Here is a 21,023-nt window from a genome sequence, read left to right on the forward strand (position 1 = left end):
CATAGGGGGCCGCCGAGAATCTTGAAACCACGGATCTCGGCGAAGGACGTGGCGATGATGAAATTCGGCTTGCTGGGCACGGTGGCCCTCTGGAGAGGGGACGGCGAGATCAGGCTCGCCACCAAGCGCTCCAAAGCGGTCATGGCTCGGCTGCTCCTGTCGCCCGGCCGCCTCGTCAGCCTCGACTCCCTGGTGGACGGCCTGTACGGCGAGAGCCCCGCCAAGAGCGCGCGCAATCAGGTCCATCGTGGTGTGGGCGAGTTGCGCAAGCACCGTGTGGCCGTGGTCGAGCGCGACGGCTCGTACCTGCTGGACGCGGGCATCGACGCGGTGGACGCCTGGCGGTTCAGGGACCTGATCGAGCGGGCGGGCTCGGCGGCGCGGCCGGCGTTCCGGGCCGAGCTCCTGCGTGCGGCGCTCAAGCTGTGGCGGGGGCCCGCGCTGGCCGGTCTGGACAGCGAGGTCTTCCGCTCGATGGCGGTGGAGTGGGAGGAGCGGCGGCTCGGCGCCGTACAGGATCGGATCGAGGCGGACCTGGCGGTCGGGCGGCACGACGAGCTCATCCCTGAGCTGCGGCGGCTGATCGAGGAGCATCCGCTGCGCGAGCGGTTCCACTGGCAGCTCATGGTGGCTTGTTATCGCGCTGGACGCGCTGGAGAGTCCATCGCCGCGTACACCCGGCTTCGGGAGGACCTGGCGGAGGAGCTGGGGATCGATCCGTCGCTTGAGGTGCGGCGGCTGTACGAGCAGATCCTCCGCCAGGAGCCCGTCATGAGCGCGTACGGCACGGGTGCGCACGTGCAGCATGGTCTGAGCGGTTACAGCTCGGGCGCCCATGGCCCGGTGCCTCGGCAGATTCCCCGGCGTCCGGTACGGATCGCCGGTCGCGGGGCGGAGCTGCGGCGGATCCAGGCGGCGCTGGAGAACGGCAGCCGCGCGGTCGCCATCACCGGCCCGGCCGGATCGGGCAAGACCACGCTGGCGCTGGAGGCGGCCCATCGGGCGGCGGAGATGTTCCCGGACGGCTCGCTCTACAGCGCCGTCCCGGCCGACGCGGTGCCGAGCATGCTGCGCGCGCTCGGCGAGACGCGCGTGCCCGAGCGTCCCGACGAGCGTGGCGGCCGCCTGCGCACGCTGCTCGCCGACCGGCGGATCCTCATCCTGCTGGAGAACGTGACCAGCGCGGCCCAGGTCCGCCCGCTCCTCCCGGCCGGCGAGACGTGCGCCCTCATCGCGACCGGCCGGGCGTCCATGGCCTCCTTGCGCGAGGCCGTGCGGATCCCGCTGGGGGAGCTGCCGCCCGATGACGCGTGGGCGCTGCTCGCCGGCGGCGCGGGCGCGCACCGGCTGGCTGCCGAGCCCGAGGCCGCCCGGCGGGTGAGCGAGCTGTGCGGCGGCCTGCCGCTGGCGCTCGACATCGCGGCCGCGAAGCTGGCGGCCAAACCGCACTGGCGAGTCGCCACCCTGGCCGCGCGCCTGGAGGATCGTGATCGGATCCTGGGCGAGCTGCGCCACGACGACCTGGACGCGCGGCCCGCGCTCGACGCCGGCTACCAGGCCCTGCCGCCCGACGCCCGGGCCCTGCTGCGCCTGATCGGCTACTACGGGAGCGCCGAGCTCTCCCTGCTGGAGGCGTCCCGGCTCCTGGAGGTCACCCTGGAGGAGGCCGAGGAGCTGATCGAGGCGCTCATCGACGCCCGCGTCGTCACCGTGCCCGGGGTCGGGGACGGGCTGGGGGCCACGTACCGGTGCGGCAACCTGGTGCTCGCGCATGCGCGGGCGCGGGCGCTGGCCGAGGATCCGATCGCCGAGCTGGACGCCGCCGTGATCCGCGCACTCGCCGCCGTGCTCGCCCCGGCCGGCCAGTACTGCAGCTAGCCGCTCCCGTACGGGCGGTCAGGCGGCTCGTCTGTGCGCGAGGTAGACGGCCGTGATGTAGTGCTCCGTCACCTCGCCGCCCAGCGCGTCCGCCGTCCGGCGATGTCGTCCAGGAGCGCGGCCCGGCGCTCGGGCGGCAGCTCGCGGACGGCGGCGAACGTGGCGTACAGCCCGACCAGCCGCTCGGTGGTCATGCTGGCCGACCAGCGGATGTTCTCGGCGCGGATGTCGTCGAAGGCGCCGGTGCCGCTCAGCTCGGTGACCCAGGCGTGGTGGTCGAGCGGCTCCATGGTCCCGAGCCGGCCGGCCGGGCGGTGCCGGTGGAGCACCCGGTTGAGCGCGGCGCGGAAGGGCGCCGGCCGCGACGGGTCTCCGTAGACGGTCCACCAGGCGGCGAGCCAGCCGCCGGGGCGCAGCAGGCCGGCGATCTTGGGGATGGGCGTCCAGGTCGAACAGCTCCCGGCCTCGTGACCGGCTCTCTATCCCGCCCATCGGCTTCCCTCCATGATCATCTCTTCCTTGCGCTGCTGCTGCTCTCAGGAGCCAGGGCTGGGGGTCGCTCTCGCCGGTAGGCGGCGTACGAGGCCCTCGCCGCGTGCGGGACGACGAGGGCCACCCGGGCGGGCGAGGGGCCGACGACAGGCGGCGAGAACGCCCAAGGTGGCCGGGAAGCCCGCGCGGTCGGCCGCGCTCAGCACCAGGGCGCTGACGGCGGCCGGCAGCAGGAGGGCTCCGGCCACGATCGCGGCGAGGACGCCGAGGCCCGGGGCCTCCGTGGAGGTGCCGGCCACGGACGCGTCCCGGGACTCGGCGACGCCCTCGACCCTGAAGAGCTCCGCCATCCCGGCGATGGCGCGCAGGACCTGCTGGGTCCGTTGGCCCGCCTGCGACCCGGTCTCGACGAGGGTCCGGTCGTACGGGAGGTCCGCCGTGTTCCCCGACAGTGCGACCCACGGGATGGCCGGCCCTTCCCGGCCGCCCCTGTCCCGGGCGAACAGCGCCACGACGGGCAGCACGGCCGGCCGCGAGGACTCGGCGAGGCGGATCTCCATCCCGCTGCCCAGCATGACGGCCTGGTCGGCGGCGTTCATGGTGGAGTGCTGCAGGATGGAGAAGACGCAGATGAGGCCCGCGCCCAGGACGATCACCAGGAACGCCCACAGCAACGTGCGCGGCGGGCGCCACGCGATGCCGGGCATCAGCCCTCCTCCCGTCGCCCCATCGTGGCCGGCACCGGCTCGGGGGCAAGGCCGTCCATCGCATAGACGATCTTGCGGTCGAGGCGGAAGGGTGGCTCGGCGGACACAGGGCCGTCCGGGAGAACGATGAATTTCATGTCATCGACTCCATGATCCGGTCGATTCCGGGAATTCGTGATGCGCCCGATGGGGCAGTGCCGGGCGCGGTGGGCCGGCGATGGTCGGCCGGCAGGTCCCTGAAAGGGATGGTAGGTGGTTGCCGGCCGCGAGGCGCGCCGTGGAGACCCCTGAACAGCCCCTGTTCGCCGGGTCATCCCGGCGGCCTCGTGTCGTCTGGCCTGATGGTGGAGTTCGGCCGGCGGCTCGGACGGCCGCCGGAAGAGGCGCGGTCAGTCCCAGTAGTAGCCCCAGGTGCTGTCGGCCCGGTCGCCGTTCCTGGGGAGCCGCGTGAGCTCCGGGAAATCGCCGCCCTCCGCGAAGGGCGGCGCCTCGTACATGCCTGTGATCTCCTTCATGCTGTTCCTTTCCTGGGCGCCCGTGGCGCACTGTGCGGAGTGTCTGTGGTGGGGCTTCCTTCGGCTCGTCGTTGTTTGTGACATTCGCCAGCGTGCCGGGCGTCATTTCCCTGGCGCTTCCTCGCCGATTCCCCGGCGGGCCGGCTCCCGAGGGTTCTGTCGGTGCGGTCCGGTAGAAGATCTCCATGGGTACATGGGACGTAGGGCCGTTCGACAACGACACCGCCGCCGACTGGTGCGGCGGCCTGCAGGATGCGGCGGCGGGGGAGCGTACGGCGCTGCTCAGGCGGGCGCTGGACCGGGTCGTCGCCGACGACTCGGAGTGGCGGGCCCTCTGGGAGGAGTCGGACTACTGGCCGCAGGCGCAGGCGGTCGTCACGAGCCTGCGCGGCGACCTCGCCGGCCCCGCTCCCGAGCGCCGCTGAAGCGGAAGGGGAGCGGGGCCGGCTCGGCCCGCCGCGGGAGTCGGCTCATCCGCTGCGAGGGGACGGGTCAGCCCGCTGCCGGGCGGGGACGAGCAGGCGGTCGTCGCCGGAGATGGTCAGGCTGCTGAGCAGGTGGTGCCGTTGAGGGCGAACGAGGGGGGCTTGCTCGTGTTGCCCGAATGGGTGGCCTGGAAACCGAACGACACCGACGCTCCTGGCGCGATCGAGCCGTTGTAGGAGGCGTTCGTCGCGGTGACCTGACCGCTGGACGGCGAGATGGAGGCGTTCCACGCGGACGTGACCGTCTGCCCCTGCGGCAGCGTGAAGGTCAGCCGCCAGCCGCTGACCGCCGCCGAGCTCGAGTTGGTGATCGAGACCGCCGTCGTGAACCCCGTGTTCCAGGTGTTCATCGCGTACGTCACCTGGCACGGACCCGTGGCCGTCGGGGTGACCGTGGGGGTGACGGTCGGCGTCACGGTGGGGGTGGTGGTGGGGCCGGTGTTCAGGCCGAAGAAGCGGATCGTCTCGGCGGCCATCCCGGCCCTGGGCAGGTCGTGCCCGGCTCCCTGGATGCTGATCGCCTCGACCTGCGCCATGCCGCCCGTGCTCCCGTACCGCGTCCGGGTGTAGCCCGCCTGCGGCGTGTCGGTGAGGCTCGGCGTCTGGCTCAGCCCGTGGACGTTGGTCCACTGCTTGATCTGCTCCTGGAAGTTGGGATAGCGCAGCGTGGCGTCCTCGGTGCCGTGCCAGATCTGCATCCGGGGCCGCGCCCCGCCGTAGCCGGGGTACGCCGCGCGCACCAGGTCGCCCCACTGCTGCGGGGTGCGGACGATCTGGCCGTTGGCGCACGCGCTGTTCCAGCTCGACCCGTCGGTGGTGGCGAAGCAGGCGAACGGTACGCCCATGTACGCCGACCCCGCCTTGAACACGTCGGGATAGTCGCCGAGCAGCACGTTGGTCATCATCGCGCCGGAGGACACCCCGGTGACGTAGGTGCGATCGGGGTCGCCGCCGTAGCGCTGCTGGACGTACCTGGTCATCGACACGATGCCCACCGGGTCGCTGCCGCCGTCGTGCCGCAGCGCCTGGGGCGAGGAGACGTCGAAGCAGGCGCCGCTCCTGGTGGCCGACGGGTAGACGACGATGAACTTGTACCGGTCGGCCAGCGAGGCGAACTCGGTGCCGGAGTAGAGGGCGGGGCCGGAGCCGGTGCAGTAGTGGACGGCGACCAGGACCGGCGGCCGGGCTCCGACGCCGTCGGGGACGTACAGATGCATCCGCAGGTTGCTGGGGTTGGTGCCGAAGCCGGTGATCTCCGTCAGCTGCGCCGAGGAGGCCGGTGTGGCGAGGGCCAGACCGGCGGCGGCGAGCACCGCCGCCATGATCATGAATCCCGCAATACGAACTCGCACTCTCATCCGAGGCCCTTTCGCTCGCGCCCGAAATGTTTCGATACTGAGGCGAAAGTTTCAGATTGGCAAGCCTCGGACTTCGGGTGGCCTGGCGCGGCCTGCTCCTACGTGCGGAAACGATCTGGTGGTCGGCGAAAGTTTCAGCCCCGAAGCAGGCCCGCGCGCGCAGGCCGGAGCAGGCCCGCGCGCGCGGGCCCGAGCAGGCTACGGCTGCACGGCCGGTGGCGCGACGGCGCTCATCCGCTCGAAGTTGGCCACGTACTGGTCGTACACCGCCCGGCTGCCCAGCCGCAGCAGCGTCTCGTCGTTGCGGCGCAGCGACGTCTCGTTGTAGTTGTGGCTGCCGGTGAACACCCAGCGGGCGTCGCGGTGCCCGTCGTACGTGCCTTCGACCAGCAGGTACTTGGAGTGGACGCGACCGGGCAGCGCGCTCCCGTCACCCAGGACGCGCAGCTCGACGCGCGGCTCGGCGAGCAGCAGCCGCTTGACCTCGTCGTCCATGATCCCGTACACGATCCGGACCGTGCAGCCGCGCGCGGCCAGGTCGCGCAGCTTCTGCGGGATCGCGATGCGGTAGGCGTCCCACTCCGACATGCCGACGCGGATCGTGGCGCCGCCCCGGCAGGACACCTTGCCGAGCGAGTCCAGGACGGGGTCGCCGCTCGCCTTGGGGAAGAAGTGCGCCTGCACCGAGCCGCCGGGCCCGCCGGTCCTGACGACGCGGTAATAGTCGAGGCTCTTGCGCTCGGCCGCCAGGTCGGCGAAGTAGCCGGCGTAGGCCGCGTACAGGGCGCGGTTGCCGGGCAGGACGACGGCGTTGTTCCAGTACGTGGCGGAGTTGAGGTCCGTCAGGTTGGCCGACGACTGCACCACCACGCTGGAGGCGTCGCCGGTGCGGGAGAACAGGTAGAACTTGTTGTGCTGCCCCTTGTTCCCGATGCAGGCGGCCGTGCCTCCCGAGGGCGGGCCCGTGCAGACGTGCACCCACGAGCCGGCCGCGGTGTCCGTGCCCAGCTCGGCCGACAGCTTCGCGGCGATGGCCGCGCCACGCGTGTCACCGTCCAGGACGACCTGCACGTCCACGTCACGGCGGTGCGCCTCGATCAGCGCGTCGGCGAACTCCGTGCCGGCCGTGCCCGACATGACGAAGTGGGCGACCTGGATGCGGGCTCCCGAGGGGGTCTGGCGGACCAGGCCGCAGATCGTCCGCACGAGGGCGGCCGGGTCCCCGCCCGCCGGGTCGTTGAACACCGCGCCCGTCCTCACGGGCGTGGCCGGCGCGTCCGCGCACGCACCGGACGAGGCCACGGCCTGGCCGGCGCCCGCGGACGTGAGCGTGGACGCGGCCTGGCCGCCGCCCGTGAGGGTGAGCGCGGCCGTGACGGCGCCCGTGGCCGCCACGGAGATGAGCTTGCCTGGCATGGATCACTCCTTCACGAGGCGGCCGCTGCCGGCCTGCCTCGACATGGGGGATGAGGTCACGAAGCTCAGGGCGCGGGAGCCGCCGTCGCGGCGGCGGTGACCGCGCCCGGGAAGTGGCAGGCGACGGGATGCCCCGTGTCCCGCTCGATCAGCGCCGGCTCCTCCTCCCGGCACCGCTCCTCGGCCCGCCAGCAGCGCGTGCGGAACCGGCAGCCCGACGGCGGGTTCAGCGGCGAGGGGACGTCCCCGGTCAGGACGATCTCGCCGTGCTCGCCGTCCCGCCAGTCGTCCAGGCTCGGCGCCGCCGACAGCAGCGCCTGCGTGTACGGGTGCGACGGCCCGCCGTAGAGGCTCTCCTTGGACCCGCTCTCGACGATCTTGCCCAGGTACATGACCGCCACCCGGTCGCACAGGTGCCGGACGACGCCCAGGTCGTGCGAGATGAACAGGTACGCCACGCCCAGGTCCCGCTGCAGCTCCTGCAGCAGGTTGAGGATCTGGGCCCGGACCGAGACGTCGAGCGCGGACACGGCCTCGTCGCAGACGATCAGCCGCGGCCGCACCGCCAGCGCCCTGGCGATGCTGATGCGCTGCCGCTGCCCGCCGGAGAACTGGTGGGGGTAGCGATCGGCGTGCTCGGGGCGCAGGCCGACCCGGCCGAGCAGGGCGCGTACCTCCTCGTCCCAGCGCTCGCGCGGCACCAGCCCCGGATGGATCCGCCAGGCCTCCTTGATCAGGGCGGCGACGGTCATGCGCGGGTTCAGCGCGGCGTACGGGTCCTGGAAGACGAGCTGGATCTCCCTGCGCAGCCGGCGCAGCTCCCTGGCCGGCAGCGCGGCCAGGTCGCGGCCCTCGAACAGGACCTTTCCGGCGGCCGGGCGCACCAGGCCGACGATGGTCCGCGCGATCGTGGACTTGCCGCATCCGGACTCGCCGACCAGGCCGACGGTCTCGCCGGCGTGGACGGTCAGGCTCACGCCGGCCACGGCGCGCACCTCGCCGCCCGGCCGGCCGATCCCGGCGCGCAGCCGGTAGCTGGTCACCAGATCGGTCAGTTCCAGCAGGGGCTCAGCCTCGGCCGGCATTCGCGATCACCTCCTCGGCGAAGTGGCAGGCGCTGGCCCGGCGGGGGCCGAGCGCGCGCGGCGCGGGGTCGTCCGTGCGGCAGACGTCCCTGGCGAACGGGCAGCGCGGGTGGAAGGCGCACCCGGCGGGCGGCGTGGCCAGGTCGGGCGGCTGGCCGTCGATGGCCTCCAGCGGGGCGCCGGTGTCGCGGGGATCGGGCACGGCCCGCATCAACCCCAGCGTGTACGGGTGCGCGGGCCGCTCGTACACCTCGGCCACGGTGCCCGTCTCCACGATGCGGCCGGCGTACATGACGGCCACCCGGTCGGCCGCCCGCGCGACCACGCCGAGATCGTGACTGATGAGGATCATGCCCAGCCGCTCGGCCTGCTGGCGCTGCCGCAGCAGCCGCAGGATCTGCGCCTGGACGGTGACGTCCAGGGCGGTGGTGGGCTCGTCGGCGATCAGCAGCCGCGGGTCGAGCGCCAGCGCCATCGCGATCATCACGCGCTGCCGCATGCCGCCGGAGAAGCGGTGCGGATGGTCGTCCAGCCGCCGCTCGGCGTCCGGGATGCCCACCTGCGTCATCAGCTCCGCCGCCCGGCGGCGGGCCTCGGCCCGGCGCGTGCCCCGGTGCCGGCGGAACATCTCCGCGATCTGGTAGCCCACGGTCAGCGACGGGTTGAGCGCGCTCAGCGGATCCTGGAAGATCATCGCGATCCGCTCGCCGCGCAGCTCGCGCCACTCGCGGTCCGGCAGGCCGACGACGTCGCGGCCCTCGATCGAGACGCGCCCGCCGGCGATCCGCGCCGTCAGCGGCACCAGCCCCATCAACGTCTGCGCGGTCACGCTCTTGCCGCTGCCGGACTCGCCGACGATCGCGAGCGTCTCGCATTCGCCGACCTCGAACGACACCCCGCGCACGGCCCGCAGCGGACCCTTCGGCGTGTCGAACTCCACGGCCAGGTCCTCGACCTCCAGCAGGTTCACCATCGTCACAGCTCCGTCATCGGGTCGGAGGCGTCGCGCAGCAGGTCGCCGAGGATGCCGATGCTCACCACGACGAGCGCCAGCGCGGCGCCCGGCGCGGCGGCGATCCACCAGGCCGAGGCCAGGTAGTCGCGGCCCTCGGCGATCGTCGAGCCCCAGGACGCCTGGGAGGCCGGTACGCCGAGGCCGAGGAAGCTCAGCGACGCCTCGGCGACCATGGTCAGGCCGACCTGCACGGTCGCCGCCACCAGCAGCGGCGGCAGGCACGACGGCAGGATGTAGGTGAGCAGGATGCGCCCGTGCGAGGCGCCCATCACCCGGGCGGAGTCGACGAACTCCCGGTCGCGCACCGCGAGCGCCGAGCCGCGCACCACCCTGGCGAAGATCACCCATCTGGTGACCGCCAGCGCGATGATCACGTTAACCATGCTCGGGCCGAGCACGCCGGCCAGCAGGATGGCCAGCAGCAGGCTGGGGAAGGCGAGCTGGATGTCGCCGATCCTGGAGATGATCCCGTCGGCCCAGCCGCCGAAGTAGCCGGCGAGCAGGCCGAGCAGCAGCCCGGCCGATCCGCCGACGACCACGGTCACCAGGGCCACGGTCAGCGACGTGCGCATCCCGGCCAGCACCTCGGCCAGGATGTCCTGGCCGACCTGGTTGGTGCCGAGCCACGCGACGGCGCCGTCGGACAGCCGGCTCCCCGGCGGCAGCAGCCGGTCCACGGGACTGGTGACGGCCGCGTCGAACGGCGCGAGCAGCGGCCCGAACAGGCCGGCCAGCACGAACAGCAGCACGGTCCCGAGCGCGAGGTGGGCGCGCAGGGGCAGCCCTCCGAGCCGGCGAGGGAGCGCCCTGACCTGGGTGTTCACTGACATCAGGCGTTCTCCAACTGGATCCTGGGGTCGAGGTACACGTAGAGCACGTCGACCAGCAGGTTGAGCAGGATGTAGCAGACCGTGATCACGGTCAGGACGGCCTCGACCACGGCGTAGTCGCGGAAGGTGATCGAGTCGACCAGCAGCGAGCCGATCCCGGGCCAGGCGAAGATCACCTCGACGATGACGCCGTTGGCGATGAAGTAGCCCATGAGCAGGCCCAGCATGGTCACCACCGGGACCAGCGTGTTGCGCAGCACGTGGATGTAGAAGACCACCCGGTGGCTCAGCCCCTTGGCGTGCGCCGTGCGGACGTAGTCCTGGTTCATCTCCTCGAGGATCCCGGTCCGGACGAGCCGGCCCAGCCACCCCACGAACGGCAGCGCCAGCGTCAGCGCGGGCAGCAGCAGGCTGACCATGCTCCCGTCGGCCGTGCTGGGCAGGATCTGCAGCCAGCGCGCGAAGATCAGCGACAGCATGATGCCGATCCAGAAGGGCGGCAGCGCCTGCCCGACCAGCGAGGACACCGAGACGAGGTGGTCGGCCCAGGTGTTCGCGCGCCGGGCGGCGAACGAGCCGGCCGCGAAGCCCAGCGCGATCGTGATCACCATCGCCCACGCGGACAGGGTCAGCGTCGGGCCGAGCCGTTCCATGGTGGCGTCCAGGGCGCTGACGCCCTGCCGCCAGGACTGGCCGAAGTCGAGGGTGACGACGTGCCGCAGGTGGTCGAAGTACTGGACGATCAGCGGGTCGCGGAGCCCGAGCTGGGCGCGCAGCGTCTCCAGCGCCTCGGGCGTGGCCTGGCTGCCGAGGATCAGCTCGGCCGGGTCGCCGGGCAGCACGCGCAACGCGATGAAGACGATCGTGATGGCGCCCCAGATCTGGAGCAGCGCCTGGGCGAGCCGCCGGCCGAGGAAGGCGGTCATGTGCCGCTCCCGCTGCTCGACGCCCGTACGACCAGGCGCGGCGGGAACAGGATCTGCTCGGGGGTCCCCTCGGCCGCCGTCCCCTTGAGCCGGCCCAGCATGTGGTCCACGGCGGACACGGCGATCTCGGCGGCGGGCAGCTCCACGGTGGTGAGCGAGGGGATCACGTAGGGGGCGAACGGGTGGCCGCCGTAGCCGACGACCCGGATGTCCTCGGGGATCCGCAACCCGGCCTCGTCGGCGACCCGGTAGACGCCGAGCGCGAAGTAGTCGTTGCCGGCCACGAACGCCATCGGCCGCTGCGCCGTCCGCACGACCTCTCTGACCAGCCGATACGCCTCGCTCGGGTCCCACGGCATGGCGCTCTGCTCCAGCCGCCGGGTCGGCACCTTGATCATGGTGTCCGGCTCGACGGGCAGGCCGCTGTCGGCCATGGCCCGCCGGTAGCCCTCGACGCGGTCGGACACCGACGAGACGCCCAGATCCTCCTCCAGGAAGTAGATCTGCCGGGCGCCCTGCGCGATGGCGTGCCTGGCCGCCTCGTAGCCGCCCTGGACGTGGTCGACGCCCACCAGGTCGGTGTTCAGCTCCGGCACGTCACGGTTGATCAGCACGACCGGGACCCCGGCCGCCCTGAAACGCCGCCAGTGGTCGGCGCCCTCCTGCACCGTCACCACGAGCACCCCGTCCACGCCGCGGCGCAGCAGTTCCTCGGCCGCGCGCCGCTCGTTGGCCAGGCTCTCCTCGGTCGCCATCAGCAGTAAGGAGTAGCCGTGCCGCCGGCAGCGCTGCTCCATCCCGCTGATGAGCTGGGCGTAGAAGGGGTTGGACGGGTTGGTGATCACCATGCCGAGGGTGCTGGCCGAGCCCAGGACCAGCGACCTGGCCGTGGAGTTCGGCACGTAGCCGAGCCGCTCGGCCTCGGCCTTGACCCGGTTCCGCGTCTCCACGCCGACGCTGTCCTTGTCGGCGAGCGCCCTGGAGACGGTGTTCACCGAGACGCCGAGGCTCTCGGCGATGTCCTTCAGTGTGGTACGGCGTGCCTCACGCATGGCGCTCCCGGACTCTGTGTGGTTCCACATGGATCACCCGGCGGTGGACACCGTGCGGAACTCGGGCTGGCTGTTGGCCGCGGGGACGAATCCCGCCACGGTGGAACGCAGCCCGTACGTGCTGGACAGCGCCGCGGGGAAGACGCCGACCGCGTCACGCCAGATGATCTCGCATGCCCGGCCGTACAACGACTTGCGCTCCTCCTGGTCGGAGGTCGATTTGGCCTTGGCGAGAATGCCGTCCAGCTCCTTGTTCCGGTAACCCATCCGGTTGGCCTCGCTGGTGTAGAGCCGGCCGAGGGTGTAGTCGGCGTCGCCCGTGGTCACGGTGTTGACCTGGAGCTCGATGTCCCAGTCGAGGGCGGTCAGCCGCTTGAGCCAGGCCGCCTTCTCGATCTGCTGCGGCTCGACGACGACGCCGACCTTGGCCCAGGCCGAGATGATCGACTGAGCCAGCTCGGTCGCCAGCGGTCCCGTGTCCTTGAACCACATCATCGAGGTGCGGATCCCGGAGCCGAATCCGGCCTCGGCCAGCTCGCGCTTGGCCAGGTCGGGGTCGTACTCGTAGGGCTGCTGGGGCGCGTGGCCGAAGACGGCGGACGGGATGGGGGCGTCCATGACGGCGGCGGCGTCGCCGTACAGGCTGGAGACGATGCCCTTGACGTCCAGCGCGTGGTGCAGCGCGCGGCGCACGCGCGGGTCGGAGAACGGCTTCCTGCCGCAGTTGAACCAGGCGAGGAAGTAGTTCACGCCCGGCTTGCTCTCGACCTTCACCCCGTTGACGCCGCCGAGCCGCTTGAGCTCGTCGGGCGGGATGATCCAGGTGACGTCCACCTCGCCGTTCTGCAGCGAGGTCATGCGGGTGGAGGCCTCGGGGATGTACGGCAGGCGCAGGCCCGCCAGCTTGGACGCGCCGCCCCAGTAGGAAGGGGAGGGCTTGAGCACGAGCTGCGACGACGGGGTGAACGACTCGACCGCGAACGGTCCGCTGCCGACCGGCTTGCGCGACAGGTCGCCCTTGCCGATCTGGGCGGCGGGCAGGATGAACGCGAGCGTCAGGTTCACCAGCATGGTCCCGAGCGGATCCTTGGTGGTGATCCGGACGGTCTTGGCGTCGGGCGCCTCGATCGCCGACACCCCGGACCACAGGGGCTTCTGCGGGCCGTCGGACGCGGCCAGCCGCTCCAGCGACGCCTTGACGTCGGCCGAGGTCAGCTTGCTGCCGTCGTGGAAGACGACGTCCTCGCGGAGGGTGAACTCCCACGTCCTGTCGTCGGGCTGGCGCCACGAGGTGGCCAGGCGCGGCCCGAGCCGCTCGCCGTCCCTGGCGACCAGCGTGTCGTAGATCTGCCGGTTGGCCAGGAGTGACGCCTCGTCCACCGCGCTGGCCCCGTGCGGGTCCAGGTCGTTGATCGCCTGGTAGAAAGCGGCGCTGAGCGCTCGCTCGGTCCCCGCGGCCGACCCCGTCGCCGGGCCGCCAGGGGCGCACCCGGAGACCAGGGCGGGGAGGGAGGCGCCGGCGACCCCGGCTCCCAGGAGGGTCAGGAACTGCCGCCTGCCCACTCCCTCCAGTGCTGTCATGTCCGTTCCTCTCTCAGCTCTTGAGCGCCAGGTAGATCAGCACCTTCGCCTTGGGGCCGCCGCCGGTCAGCGTCGCCCTCAGGCGCAGCCAGTGACCGAACTCGCGCACCCGCAGGGACACCAGCCCCGGCTCCGTGGCCAGCCGCTCGGTGCTCTCGTCGTCGTCGCACCAGTGCAGGCCGTCAGGGGAGATCTGGGCGGTCAGGCGCAGTGTGGGCTCCTCGCCCTCCAGGGCCAGGGTCCGGACGAACCAGCGGGCTTCCGCCGCCCAGCCCGCCTCGTACGGCTCGGTCGTGAAATCCGCGGAAAAAGTGGTGTTGCGCTCCAGAACCGCGGTAAGAGCGTGCCTCATGCCGGTGTTCACCAATCCACGGAAATCAGTGCGGAATCAAGGAAAAGGAAATTGCGTACCGGAGAATGGGTGCGCACGCTCACGTAGAAGTTGAGCAGGTTCTCCAGGCCGTCGTACTTGTCGGCGTAGGCCGGCACCGGGATCTGGCGCATGTCCATGACCCGGTCATTCACCTGGAGCTCGATATTCGTCCGCGTCCTGGTGTCGAACTGCCAGCGCAGGTAGTGCCAATTGACCTTGGTCGGGACCTCGTTGTAGCAGAGGTACTGAGGCTCCTCGTCGAACGGGTGCCAGTCCTCGGGGCGGAAGGCGGTGAAGTCCTCGACCGGCGAGAGGTTCTCCTGGTTGTGCAGGTTCTCCTTGGGCGTCGGCTCGGGCACCACGGGGTAGATCCAGCGCCTGGTGAACCGGTTGTCCAGGTCGGTGTTCTGGTAGCGGGCCACGCAGTGGTAGCGGACGCCCTCGCCGTCGCACAGGTCCGTGGCCACGGTGAACGCCCCGAACTGGGCCTCGGACGGGTGCGAGTTCGCATCCCATTCGACGTCGCCGAAGCTGTTGCCGAGCGAGGAGTCGGCCGTGGCCGCCTCGCTCTTGTAGGTGAAGTACGTCTCGAACTGCACGACCCCGCGCTGGGCCATGGTCAGCCGCCGGATCGCGACCGCGGTGTGGCCGGTCACCGGGCGGGTGGCCACCTTGAGCGCGTAATTCCCGCTCATCGCGGCATGCGTGCCGATGTCGAAGAAATCGCACGAGCTGAGCTGCGGCGGCCGGAAGTCGCGCATGTGCACGTCGACCGTGTCGAGATTTCCGTGGCCGTCGTGATTGCCGATGAGTTCGCACCAGCCGTGCGTTCCGGTGTTGAACTCGTCGAAGGCGAGAATGCGGGGGAGCGGATTGAACTTGGACAGCTTCGGATCGGCCGCGATCAGTGCGCGGCGCAGATCCTCGGCGGGGGCATGGGTGGTCTCCACGCTCAAGGGCGTCCTTCCCATCGAAAATTACCTGGGGAGGATGAACGTTCACGTGAACGTTAATTCCAGGTTTCGAGGACGCTAACTTGCCACATCTGTGGATGTCAAGGGATTGGGGCGACATAACCGGACACACGGCGCTCTCCTGCCCGTGCCCGGCCGAAAACCACCCGAACGGATCCACCGGATCGCCGGGCAGGGCGAGCGGCTGGCCGATAACCTCCCATGGGGGGATAATCACCTAAACATACGGATGTTTGACACCAGCCGGCATCCCGTTGACCAGGAGTGTTGCCATGAAGCACGTGAAGTGCACCGGACGGGGCGGTGCGACATGACGCAGACCTCGCGTCCGACCCTGACCCGGGTGTTGAGCCAGGTGAACGGGCCCGACCCGCGCCTGAACGAGATCGTCTCCGCCCTGGTCGCCCACCTGCACGCCTTCGTCGAGGAGGTACGCCCCACCGAGCGGGAGTGGCTCGCCGGGCTGGACTTCCTCGTCGAGACCGGGAAGATGTGCACGCCGGAGCGCAACGAGCTCATCCTGCTGTCCGACATGCTCGGCCTCACCACGGCGGTCGACGACGTCAACCACGTCGGCCCGGACAACATGACCCCTTCCTCCGTGGAGGGCCCGTTCCACTCGCCGGCGCCCGAGCGCGACCTGGGCGCCTGGATCAGCACCGGCCCCGAGCGGCACCGGGCGGTCCCGACGGTGGTCCACGGGCAGGTGCTCGACTGCGACGGGACCCCGCTGCCCGGCGCGCACGTGGACCTGTGGCAGGCCGACGACGCCGGCCTGTACGACACGCAGGACGCCGCCCAGGACCCCGGCAACCTGCGCGGCCTGTTCACCACCGACGCCGACGGCCGCTACTGGTTCCGCACGATCCGGCCCAGCAGCTACCCGGTGCCCACCGACGGCACCGGCGGCCGGCTGCTGAGCGCCATCGGCCGCCATCCCATGCGCCCCGCGCACCTGCACTACCGGGTCACCGCCGCCGGCTACCGGCCGCTGACCACCCACGTCTTCCTGGCCGGCGACCCCTACCTGGACTCCGACGCCGCGTACGCGGTGAAGGAGGAGCTGATCTGCCGCCCGCGGGAGCGCACCGGCGGGTGGGAGATGGACGGCCCGTACGAGGAGATCGAGTTCGATCTCAAGCTGGTCCCGCTCGACTGGAAGGACGGACGATGAAGCTCGCAGGAGTGCGGCTCCCGGGGGACGACACGGTGCACGTCGCCCGCCTGGACGGCGACGCCGTCCTGGTGGTGACCGACGTGGCCCGGTTCTGGGCGGACGCGCGCGGCTGGACGGCGAAGGCCGCCCAGCTCCAGGGCGTGGGCGTGCCTGCCGGGTCGGTGAGCTTCGCGCCGCCGGTGCCGCCGTCGGCGCGGGTGGTGTGCGTCGGGCTGAACTACCGGGCGCACGCCGCCGAGGGCTCCTTCGAGGTGCCCGCCCACCCGACGCTGTTCGGCCGGTGGACGGCCTCGCTCAGCGTCGGCGGCGTCCCCGCGCCCGTGCCGTCCGGCGAGGCGGGCCTGGACTGGGAGGGCGAGGTGGCCGCGTACGTGGCCGAGCCGCTGCGCGACGCCGACGCCGAGACGGCGGAGGCGGCCGTGCTGGGCTACTCGACCTTCAACGACCTGACCGCCCGCCGCGCCCAGAAGCTCACCACGCAGTGGACGCTCGGCAAGAACGGCGACCGCAGCGGGCCCATGGGCCCGATCGTCACCGCCGACGAGGTGGGCGGCCTGCGCGACGGGCTGAGCGTGCGGACCCGGGTCAACGGCACGACCGTCCAGGACGGCAACACCCGCGACATGATCTTCGGCGTCGGCGAGGTGCTGTCCCTGATCAGCCGCACCTTCACGCTCAACCCCGGCGACGTCATCGCCACCGGCACCCCCGACGGCGTCGGCTACGTCCGCACCCCGCCGTGGCTGCTCCAGCCGGGAGACGTCGTCGAGGTCGAGATCGACCGGCTCGGCACCCTGCGCACCCCCATCGCCTGACCGCCCTCACGCCGCCGCCGGGGACGCGCTCTGGTGTGAGGCGCCTGTCTCCGGCGGGTCAGGCTCGGGTGGCGTGGTCGAAGGCGGTCGCCAGCTCGGTGGCGCAGTGCTCCGGGTCGAGACCGTCGAGCAGCGGGCCGGCGGCGGCGTCGATGGCGGCGCGGACGGCCGTCGCCATCAGGCGCGCGTCGAGCGGCCGGAACGCGCCGGCCCGTACGCCCCGCTCGAACAGCTCGGCCAGCAGCGCCAGGGCGGTGTCCTCCGCGGAGCCCGGCGAGCCCGGCGAGTCCGGTGAGACGCCCGGCCGCGGCCGGGCGTTGAAGGCGATCTGCTGGACCGCCCGCACGTGCGCGGGGTGGGCCGCGACGAACTCCACGTTGGCGCGGATGTAGGCGCTGAGCTGGGCCCGCGGGCCGTCCGCCGCCATGATCCTCGGGTGCATGTAGGCCGCGGCGTCGGCGATCACCGTGGTCAGCACCGCCGCGAGCAGGTCGTCCTTGGTGGCGAAGTGATAGGAGATCAGCCGCTTGCTGCTCAGCCCCGCGTGCCCGCAGATCGCCTCGAACGTCGTGGCCGCGTAGCCCTTCCCGGCCAGCACCTCGATCGTGGCCTGGACGATCTGCTCGCGCCTGGCCCTGGTCGCCTGGGCGCGGTCGCCGGTCCGAGGTGGAGACGCGGGCATGTGAGCACCTTTCTGTACGCGCTCAGCCCAGCTTGCCAGGCTTGACGAACGCCCTGCGCATGGCGGCCTGGTTGGCGACCACGGCGACTCCCGCCAGCAGCAGGCCGATCACGCCCTGGTCGGCCTTCATCCACATCGGGTAGCCGCTGTCCGGGGCCACCAGGATCGCCAGCGCGCCGATCGGCGCGAGCGCCGAGATGACGCGGATCCGCACGTAGGCCGACCGCCTGCCCCGGCCGGCCTGCCTGACCAGGGACAACAGCCACAGGGACGCGAGCGCCACGGCGCCCCCGCGCACCCACACCACCCAGTTCACCAGGTCGGGGCGGTCGCGCAGCAGCGCGGCGGCGACCAGCGTCGCCACCGCCAAGACCGCGACCGCCATGAACAGCTTCCTGATCAGCCCGAGCTGGGCCGGCACTGTTTTATCCATGCGAGTAATAATTACTCATCCGGATAACAAGCGCAACCGGGCAGGTCCCGGCCCTCCCTCGCGATACCGCGCGGCACAGCGGGGGCGGGTATTTCTGCGCGGTCCATCGTGACTGCCGGGAGCTAAGTTCCTGGGGTGCACGCGAGCCGCCGGGCGCCGCCTCGGCCGGCGACGGGCGTGCCGCTCCCTGCGCGGTCCCGCGCGGGAGATCGCATCCACTGTCTGGAGACCTGTATGACCATGCCGTCAACCACCCCGGTTCGCGGACGCAGGAGCCTGCGTCTGTCCGCGCTGGCCGCCGTGGCGACCACAGCGGTGGCCGCGGGCGCGCTGCTGGCGGGCAACGCCACATCGGCCGAGGCGGTCCCGCCGGAGGTGATCAGCCGCTGGAACAACGAGCTGATCCACTCCAACTCCATCAGCCCCGGCTTCAGCATGTTCCTGGGCACCGGCGCGTACACGATCAGCGCCAAGCTCACCGCCCAGAACACCGGGTCCGCGGCGATCAGCTACACGTGCCTGATCAGCGCGGCCGGCGGTGCCGACACCGACGTCGCCGAGGTCACCCTGCCGCCGAACAGCAAGCAGGGCGTCTTCCTCAACGTCGTGCACAACTTCACCAGCACCGGGCAGCTCTCCTTCGCCTGCACCAAGCCCGCTGGCACGGCCCAGGTGCGGATGCAGCAGGTGAAGATCACCGCGATCAAGGTCAACTCGCTGGACAACCAGCCCTTCTGACCTGATCGCGCGTTCCGAGTGCCCGCCCGTGCCACGGAGGCTTCCGCGGCACGGGCGGGCCACGCCGTCCCAGCCAGGGTTGGGTTGTGCCGTTGTCAGCCGGCGGGCGGCACGATCTCGACGCCGGCCAGCTCCTGCCGCAGCCGGCTCGCGGTGCGCCGGTCCGCCAGGCCGGTGAAGACGAGGATGAGCCCGTCCTCGCCGGTGTCCTCGTAATATCCCCTGAACCGGCGGAGCTGGACGAACCCCCACTTGAAGTAGAGCCGCTGAGCCGCGGTGTTGCTCTCGCGGACCTCGAGCGACACGTAGGCGGCGCCCTGCTCGCGGGCCACCAGCAGGGTGTTCAGCAGCAGCCATTCCCCGAGCCGGCGGCGCCGCCAGCCGGGATGCGTGGCGATCTTGGCGATGTGCGCCCGGTCGCGCTGGAGGTAGTAGCCGATGTAGGCGACGATCGGCGCGGGCCCGCGCCCGCCGCGCCCGTCGTCGTGGCGGACCACCCACCAGCAGGCCGGCCACCCCTCGCGCAGCTCGTCCCGGAAGATCTGGGGGGTGTACGGGGTCGGGAAGCTCGCCTCCTCGATCTCGGCGACCTCGTTCACGTCCGCGGGCGTCATGCTCTCGAACACCAGGAAGCCCGGCTCGCCCTCCGGCGGGAGCGGGATCCGGTTGGAGTGACGCGGACCCGGCCTGCCTCTGCCGAATCCGGGCCGGCCCATGAACGCCATACGGACACCCCACGCTGTTGTCGGACGCGATCGGGTCATTCCCAGAAGAGTTTCATGACGTCGGCGAATCGGCTGACGAGATGGCCACGGTATTCGGGGTCGTTGATGTCGCCGTACGTCTTGGCGTACTGGTGCTCCAGAAAATACTGGACGCGCAGCCGGCGCTGCTCCTCGTGGGTGAATTTGGCGAGCGGTACGTGCACGATCCCCTTGCCGTGCGCGGCCGCCAGCGCGCTGATGCCGACCGGGACGGCGAATTTGGGCGGGGTGAAGAGCACGACGTTCTCCTTGGCGTAGTGCACGGCCGCCACGAGCATGATCTCCCACCAGCGTTCCGCCGACAGGTCGAGGTCGTAGCGATAGGCCAGGTGCCAGGTGGAATAGAGGGCGTCGTCGAGCGCGTGGCTCAGCGGAACGCGCCGATCGAGGTCGCCGCCCAGCCGGGCGCGCATCTCGTCGAGGGTCAGGCCCCAGTCCTTGAACGACACCCGGCCGTACAGCTCGTGCGCGGTCACCCGGACCGCCTCGCCGTACTTGTTCTTCAGATCGGGCCGGTCGGTCAGGGGCTTCTGGAGAAACCAGTCGGTGATCCGCTGGTCGAAGTCGCTGCCGCTGTAGCTGGAGGCGAATTCGCAGCGGGCGGTCGCCGGCCGGACGGAGGCGGTGTCGTCCGGCGCGGCGGAGTCGTAGCCGTCGAACAGCCACATGACCGGCTCGTTCCGGTCGACGCTCTTCCGCTCCCGGGGCATCGCCTGCCGCACGTACAGCTTGGGCCGGCCCTTGTAGTAGCTGCGTAATGTCCGGCGGAAGTCCATGCCGTCCTGCAGCGACCCCCGGAACTCCACGCTCTTCACCTGCTTGCTGCCGATCGCCTTGGCCAGTCCGTACGCCTTGCTCCGCATGTCGTTGATGAACGCGTCGGCCGGCGGCCAGCTCGACGCCGTCAAGTTCCCGCCGGAGAACGGCCGGCGCGCTTTCCGGGGCAGTCGCGGATTGTCGAGCTCCACCTCCAGGGTCGGCCCGGGCGGCATGTCCGGCGCGGACTCGGGTGGCGGGCCGTCGCCGTCCGGCTGGTGGTCGGCGGGCGCGTAGACGATCTCGTAGCTGTGCTCGAAATGGCTGCAATTACGGGCCACATAGATCTTCTCGCTGTCGCTGGGCGCCGCCACGCTGATCTCGAAAAGGCTCTCCTTGGTGTTCTTGATGCGTCCGATCCGCTCGGCCTTCACCTGGTCGAAATAGCCAATGAGATGGCGGAACACCCGCTCCCTGAACGGGCTGTTGAAGCAGCTTCCGCTGGCCAGCAACACCGTCTCGAACTGCGGCGAGATCCGTTTCTCGGCCTCCAGCAGTTTCGTCAGTATCTGGGAGAAGGCCTGATAGTGCCGGATCGAGAATCGCAGGTCCTTGGCCTCCTGGTTGATCTGGTAGATGAGCTCCAGCAAAGCCGTGCGCTTGTCGAACTCGTGGCCGCGCCCGGCCGCTCGCGTTTTCTCGTACCTTTCGACGAGACGGGGTATGTAGTCCAGATAGCGCACGAGGATCGGCAGGCTCGGATCCCAGATCCGGTACCTCGCCTGCGGCAGCACCGACCTGTCGACGTCGGCCAGCAGGCTCGGGCGGCGGATCAACTGCTGGATCGGCCGCACGTGCGTGGCGTTGCAGACGAACAGGACGCGGTGGTGACGCGGCTGCAGCCGCTGGAGCTGGGCGGCCATGTAGAGCTCGCGCCAGGTGTCCACCGGCTCGAAGCGGGAGGGCGGGTG

At 71.2% G+C, this 21,023-nt stretch carries 23 protein-coding genes; 5 read left to right on the forward strand and 18 right to left on the reverse strand.

What is annotated here, in order from left to right; translation table 11 throughout:
• Positions 1-54: 54 nt before the first annotated feature.
• Positions 55-1,878 (forward strand): AfsR/SARP family transcriptional regulator, encoded by a 1,824-nt coding sequence (locus tag ETD85_RS31655; RefSeq protein ID WP_138693470.1) that lies wholly within the window; start codon positions 55-57, stop codon positions 1,876-1,878.
• 68 nt (positions 1,879-1,946) lie between these two features.
• Here the strand turns inward: ETD85_RS31655 and ETD85_RS31660 are convergent, their stop codons facing one another.
• From ETD85_RS31660 to ETD85_RS31670, 4 genes are all read right to left on the reverse strand, one after another.
• Positions 1,947-2,207, reverse strand: coding sequence for a hypothetical protein (locus ETD85_RS31660; protein ID WP_138693471.1), 261 nt, complete (start codon positions 2,205-2,207; stop codon positions 1,947-1,949).
• Positions 2,208-2,414: 207 nt separating this feature from the next.
• Positions 2,415-3,077, reverse strand: a complete 663-nt coding sequence (locus ETD85_RS31665; protein WP_138693472.1) for a hypothetical protein — start codon at positions 3,075-3,077, stop codon at positions 2,415-2,417.
• A complete protein-coding gene (locus ETD85_RS63405) occupies positions 3,077-3,214 on the reverse strand; it encodes a hypothetical protein (RefSeq protein ID WP_170246935.1) in 138 nt (45 codons plus the stop codon). The genes ETD85_RS31665 and ETD85_RS63405 overlap by 1 nt, the downstream gene beginning before the upstream one ends.
• A 252-nt stretch (positions 3,215-3,466) precedes the next feature.
• Complete coding sequence (locus tag ETD85_RS31670) at positions 3,467-3,592, reverse strand: putative RiPP precursor (protein ID WP_138693473.1); 126 nt, start codon at positions 3,590-3,592, stop codon at positions 3,467-3,469.
• A 185-nt stretch (positions 3,593-3,777) separates the two neighbouring features.
• Between ETD85_RS31670 and ETD85_RS31675 the strand changes: the two genes are divergently transcribed.
• On the forward strand, positions 3,778-4,017 hold the full coding sequence (locus ETD85_RS31675) for a DUF4259 domain-containing protein (RefSeq protein ID WP_138693474.1): 240 nt from the start codon (positions 3,778-3,780) through the stop codon (positions 4,015-4,017).
• A gap of 116 nt (positions 4,018-4,133) precedes the next feature.
• Here the strand turns inward: ETD85_RS31675 and ETD85_RS31680 are convergent, their stop codons facing one another.
• The 10 genes from ETD85_RS31680 to ETD85_RS31725 all read right to left on the reverse strand — a co-directional run bounded on the left by ETD85_RS31680 (position 4,134) and on the right by ETD85_RS31725 (position 14,663).
• Positions 4,134-5,405 (reverse strand): extracellular catalytic domain type 1 short-chain-length polyhydroxyalkanoate depolymerase, encoded by a 1,272-nt coding sequence (locus ETD85_RS31680; RefSeq protein ID WP_240779564.1) that lies wholly within the window; start codon positions 5,403-5,405, stop codon positions 4,134-4,136.
• Positions 5,406-5,633: 228 nt separating this feature from the next.
• A complete protein-coding gene (locus tag ETD85_RS31685; RefSeq protein ID WP_138693475.1) occupies positions 5,634-6,851 on the reverse strand; it encodes a phospholipase D-like domain-containing protein in 1,218 nt (405 codons plus the stop codon).
• Positions 6,852-6,916: 65 nt separating this feature from the next.
• Entirely contained in the window at positions 6,917-7,936 is a 1,020-nt protein-coding gene (locus tag ETD85_RS31690) for an ABC transporter ATP-binding protein (protein ID WP_138693476.1), read from the reverse strand.
• Positions 7,920-8,909 (reverse strand): ABC transporter ATP-binding protein, encoded by a 990-nt coding sequence (locus ETD85_RS31695; RefSeq protein WP_138693492.1) that lies wholly within the window; start codon positions 8,907-8,909, stop codon positions 7,920-7,922. The genes ETD85_RS31690 and ETD85_RS31695 overlap by 17 nt, the downstream gene beginning before the upstream one ends.
• A 2-nt stretch (positions 8,910-8,911) precedes the next feature.
• Positions 8,912-9,781, reverse strand: a complete 870-nt coding sequence (locus ETD85_RS31700; RefSeq protein WP_138693477.1) for an ABC transporter permease — start codon at positions 9,779-9,781, stop codon at positions 8,912-8,914.
• On the reverse strand, positions 9,781-10,707 hold the full coding sequence (locus ETD85_RS31705) for an ABC transporter permease (protein ID WP_138693478.1): 927 nt from the start codon (positions 10,705-10,707) through the stop codon (positions 9,781-9,783). Before ETD85_RS31705 ends, ETD85_RS31700 begins: the two co-directional genes overlap by 1 nt.
• Entirely contained in the window at positions 10,704-11,759 is a 1,056-nt protein-coding gene (locus ETD85_RS31710; RefSeq protein WP_138693479.1) for a LacI family DNA-binding transcriptional regulator, read from the reverse strand. The genes ETD85_RS31705 and ETD85_RS31710 overlap by 4 nt, the downstream gene beginning before the upstream one ends.
• 33 nt (positions 11,760-11,792) lie before the next feature.
• On the reverse strand, positions 11,793-13,340 hold the full coding sequence (locus ETD85_RS31715) for an ABC transporter substrate-binding protein (protein ID WP_138693480.1): 1,548 nt from the start codon (positions 13,338-13,340) through the stop codon (positions 11,793-11,795).
• Positions 13,341-13,353: 13 nt separating this feature from the next.
• Positions 13,354-13,692, reverse strand: a complete 339-nt coding sequence (locus ETD85_RS31720) for a hypothetical protein (RefSeq protein ID WP_138693481.1) — start codon at positions 13,690-13,692, stop codon at positions 13,354-13,356.
• Positions 13,693-13,700: 8 nt separating this feature from the next.
• A complete protein-coding gene (locus ETD85_RS31725; protein ID WP_338087183.1) occupies positions 13,701-14,663 on the reverse strand; it encodes a DUF6772 family protein in 963 nt (320 codons plus the stop codon).
• Positions 14,664-14,997: 334 nt separating this feature from the next.
• On the opposite strand from ETD85_RS31725, the gene ETD85_RS31730 reads away from it, so the two are divergent.
• Positions 14,998-15,861: a dioxygenase family protein gene (locus ETD85_RS31730; protein ID WP_138693482.1), complete on the forward strand. Its 864-nt coding sequence runs from the start codon at positions 14,998-15,000 to the stop codon at positions 15,859-15,861.
• Positions 15,858-16,679 carry a fumarylacetoacetate hydrolase family protein gene (locus ETD85_RS31735; RefSeq protein WP_138693483.1) on the forward strand — a complete coding sequence of 274 codons (822 nt, stop codon included), beginning with the start codon at positions 15,858-15,860 and terminating at the stop codon, positions 16,677-16,679. The genes ETD85_RS31730 and ETD85_RS31735 overlap by 4 nt, the downstream gene beginning before the upstream one ends.
• A 58-nt stretch (positions 16,680-16,737) precedes the next feature.
• On the opposite strand, the gene ETD85_RS31740 is transcribed toward ETD85_RS31735, so the two are convergent.
• Entirely contained in the window at positions 16,738-17,361 is a 624-nt protein-coding gene (locus tag ETD85_RS31740) for a TetR/AcrR family transcriptional regulator (RefSeq protein ID WP_138693484.1), read from the reverse strand.
• Positions 17,362-17,383: 22 nt separating this feature from the next.
• A complete protein-coding gene (locus ETD85_RS31745; protein ID WP_138693485.1) occupies positions 17,384-17,794 on the reverse strand; it encodes a hypothetical protein in 411 nt (136 codons plus the stop codon).
• A 234-nt stretch (positions 17,795-18,028) separates the two neighbouring features.
• Here ETD85_RS31745 and ETD85_RS31750 point away from each other — a divergent pair, with 234 nt between their 5' ends.
• Positions 18,029-18,532, forward strand: a complete 504-nt coding sequence (locus ETD85_RS31750; RefSeq protein WP_138693486.1) for a hypothetical protein — start codon at positions 18,029-18,031, stop codon at positions 18,530-18,532.
• 95 nt (positions 18,533-18,627) lie between these two features.
• Here ETD85_RS31750 and rimI read toward each other — a convergent pair whose 3' ends face one another.
• Both rimI and ETD85_RS63410 read right to left on the reverse strand, forming a co-directional pair.
• Complete coding sequence (rimI, locus tag ETD85_RS31755; RefSeq protein ID WP_170246936.1) at positions 18,628-19,257, reverse strand: ribosomal protein S18-alanine N-acetyltransferase; 630 nt, start codon at positions 19,255-19,257, stop codon at positions 18,628-18,630.
• A 35-nt stretch (positions 19,258-19,292) separates the two neighbouring features.
• On the reverse strand, positions 19,293-21,023 hold a 1,731-nt coding region (locus tag ETD85_RS63410; protein ID WP_170246937.1), incomplete at its 5' end, for a hypothetical protein.

It is taken from the genome of Nonomuraea zeae, from assembly GCF_005889725.1.
GTDB lineage: Bacteria > Actinomycetota > Actinomycetes > Streptosporangiales > Streptosporangiaceae > Nonomuraea > Nonomuraea zeae.

Coding starts and splice junctions, on each gene's coding strand:
- ETD85_RS31655 (WP_138693470.1), top strand. CDS start 55: ATGATGAAATTCGGCTTGCTGGGCACGGTGGCCCTCTGGAGAGGGGAC.
- ETD85_RS31665 (WP_138693472.1), bottom strand. CDS start 3,077: ATGCCCGGCATCGCGTGGCGCCCGCCGCGCACGTTGCTGTGGGCGTTC.
- ETD85_RS63405 (WP_170246935.1), bottom strand. CDS start 3,214: ATGAAATTCATCGTTCTCCCGGACGGCCCTGTGTCCGCCGAGCCACCC.
- ETD85_RS31670 (WP_138693473.1), bottom strand. CDS start 3,592: ATGAAGGAGATCACAGGCATGTACGAGGCGCCGCCCTTCGCGGAGGGC.
- ETD85_RS31675 (WP_138693474.1), top strand. CDS start 3,778: ATGGGTACATGGGACGTAGGGCCGTTCGACAACGACACCGCCGCCGAC.
- ETD85_RS31680 (WP_240779564.1), bottom strand. CDS start 5,405: ATGATCATGGCGGCGGTGCTCGCCGCCGCCGGTCTGGCCCTCGCCACA.
- ETD85_RS31685 (WP_138693475.1), bottom strand. CDS start 6,851: ATGCCAGGCAAGCTCATCTCCGTGGCGGCCACGGGCGCCGTCACGGCC.
- ETD85_RS31690 (WP_138693476.1), bottom strand. CDS start 7,936: ATGCCGGCCGAGGCTGAGCCCCTGCTGGAACTGACCGATCTGGTGACC.
- ETD85_RS31695 (WP_138693492.1), bottom strand. CDS start 8,909: ATGGTGAACCTGCTGGAGGTCGAGGACCTGGCCGTGGAGTTCGACACG.
- ETD85_RS31700 (WP_138693477.1), bottom strand. CDS start 9,781: ATGTCAGTGAACACCCAGGTCAGGGCGCTCCCTCGCCGGCTCGGAGGG.
- ETD85_RS31705 (WP_138693478.1), bottom strand. CDS start 10,707: ATGACCGCCTTCCTCGGCCGGCGGCTCGCCCAGGCGCTGCTCCAGATC.
- ETD85_RS31710 (WP_138693479.1), bottom strand. CDS start 11,759: ATGCGTGAGGCACGCCGTACCACACTGAAGGACATCGCCGAGAGCCTC.
- ETD85_RS31715 (WP_138693480.1), bottom strand. CDS start 13,340: ATGACAGCACTGGAGGGAGTGGGCAGGCGGCAGTTCCTGACCCTCCTG.
- ETD85_RS31720 (WP_138693481.1), bottom strand. CDS start 13,692: ATGAGGCACGCTCTTACCGCGGTTCTGGAGCGCAACACCACTTTTTCC.
- ETD85_RS31730 (WP_138693482.1), top strand. CDS start 14,998: ATGACGCAGACCTCGCGTCCGACCCTGACCCGGGTGTTGAGCCAGGTG.
- ETD85_RS31735 (WP_138693483.1), top strand. CDS start 15,858: ATGAAGCTCGCAGGAGTGCGGCTCCCGGGGGACGACACGGTGCACGTC.
- ETD85_RS31740 (WP_138693484.1), bottom strand. CDS start 17,361: ATGCCCGCGTCTCCACCTCGGACCGGCGACCGCGCCCAGGCGACCAGG.
- ETD85_RS31745 (WP_138693485.1), bottom strand. CDS start 17,794: ATGGATAAAACAGTGCCGGCCCAGCTCGGGCTGATCAGGAAGCTGTTC.
- ETD85_RS31750 (WP_138693486.1), top strand. CDS start 18,029: ATGACCATGCCGTCAACCACCCCGGTTCGCGGACGCAGGAGCCTGCGT.
- rimI (WP_170246936.1), bottom strand. CDS start 19,257: ATGGCGTTCATGGGCCGGCCCGGATTCGGCAGAGGCAGGCCGGGTCCG.